A 1,815-nucleotide genomic window follows, 5' to 3' on the forward strand; every position below is an offset into this window, starting at 1 on the left:
GGGCCCGTACGGCGTGGCCGGGACGGCCGTCAGTCGGCCTTGCGGCGCTGGCGGCCGGTGCCGTAGTTGGAGCCGGACTTGGTGCCGCTGCCGGGCTTGGCGCGGCCCGAGGAGCGGCCGATGAAGCCGGCCGCCTGCGGGCGCTCGCCCTGGGCGGCGCCGCCGATGCGCTGCTTGGGGCGGGGGCGGCGCGGGTTGCCGTTCATGTCGACGTCGGCGGGCAGCGCGGAGCGCTTGCCGGGCCGGCGGCGGGGGGTGCCGGACTTGGCCCCGGCGGGCTTGTCGGCGCCGCCCTTGGCGGCCGCGGCCTGGTCGGCGGTGACCGGTACGGCCAGCGTCACGGCCACGCCGCTGGGGGTGCGGGCGCCGGTGATCCGGGTGAGGTCCGCGTCGCCCGGGCGGATCTTGGTGACGGTCGGGCGGATGCCGGCCGTCGTCATCAGCCGGTTGACCTCGCGGCGCTGCTCGGGCAGCACCAGGGTGACGACCGTCCCGGACTCGCCGGCCCGGGCGGTGCGGCCGCCGCGGTGCAGGTAGTCCTTGTGGTCGACCGGCGGGTCGACGTTGACGACCAGGTCCAGGCCGTCGATGTGGATGCCGCGGGCGGCGACGTTGGTCGCGATGAGCGCGGTGACGTGGCCGTCCCGGAACTGGTCCAGGACCCGGTTGCGCTGCGGCTGGGACTTGCCGCCGTGCAGCGCGGCGGCCTTCACGCCGTTGGCGAGCAGCTGCTTGGCGAGCCGGTCGGCGCCGTGCTTGGTGTGCACGAACATGATCACGCGGCCGTCGCGGGAGGCGATGTGCGCGGTGGCGGAGGCCTTGTCGGCCTGCTCCAGCTGGAGGACGTGGTGGTCCATGGTGGTGACCGCGCCGGCCGAGGGGTCGACCGAGTGGGTCACCGGGTCGGTCAGGAAGCGCTTGACCAGCCGGTCGACGTTGCGGTCCAGGGTGGCGGAGAACAGCATCCGCTGCCCGCCCTCGGCGACCTGCTCCAGCAGCTTGCTGACCTGCGGCAGGAAGCCCATGTCGGCCATCTGGTCGGCCTCGTCGAGGACGGTGATCGCGACGTCGGAGAGGTTGACGTCGCCGCGCCCGATCAGGTCGTCCAGCCGGCCCGGGGTGGCCACCAGGACCTCGGTGCCGCGGCGCACCGCGTTGGCCTGCTTGTTGATCGACATGCCGCCGACGACGGTGGTGATCCGCAGGTTGACGGCGGTCGCGTACGGGGTGAGCGCCTCGGTGACCTGCTGGGCCAACTCGCGGGTCGGCACCAGGACGAGCGCCAGCGGGTACCGGGCGTCGGCGCGGCGCCCGGCGGTGCGGGCGAGCAGCGGGAGGCCGAAGGCCAGGGTCTTGCCGGAGCCGGTGCGGCCGCGGCCGAGGACGTCGCGCCCGGCGATCGAGTCGGGCAGCGTGGCGGCCTGGATCGGGAAGGGCTCGGTGACGCCCTGGCGGCCGAGCGCGGAGAGGATCGCCTTGGGCATCTCCAGCTCGGCGAAGGACGCCGCCGGGGGCCGGGCCGGGGTGCCCTGGACCACGGTGAAGTCGGTGGCCTCGGGGGCGGCGGCGGGGCGGGCCTGCTTGGGGGCGCCGCTGCGGCCGCGCGGCTTGCGCGGGCGGTCGCCGCCGGCGGTGCGGCGGGCCTGGTCGGTGGTGCGGGGGCCGCGGTCGCGCGGCGAGCGGGCAGGGGTGGTCACGGATTCTCCGTCCGTCGGTCTACAGCCCGGGCTGCGGGCTGGAGTCGGCCGTCGGATGCATGGAGTGCGCCGCCCCGGCCGTACGGCGGCATGAGCGGGGGCCCGCACCGTGCGGTGC

General features: G+C 76.1%; 1 protein-coding gene. It reads right to left on the reverse strand.

The window, feature by feature from the left end; all coding sequences use genetic code 11:
• Positions 1-29: 29 nt before the first annotated feature.
• Complete coding sequence (locus ACFU7Z_RS39190) at positions 30-1,697, reverse strand: DEAD/DEAH box helicase (protein ID WP_380782936.1); 1,668 nt, start codon at positions 1,695-1,697, stop codon at positions 30-32.
• Positions 1,698-1,815 lie beyond the last annotated feature (118 nt).

Source organism: Kitasatospora sp. NPDC057518 (genome assembly GCF_042802075.1).
GTDB lineage: Bacteria > Actinomycetota > Actinomycetes > Streptomycetales > Streptomycetaceae > Kitasatospora.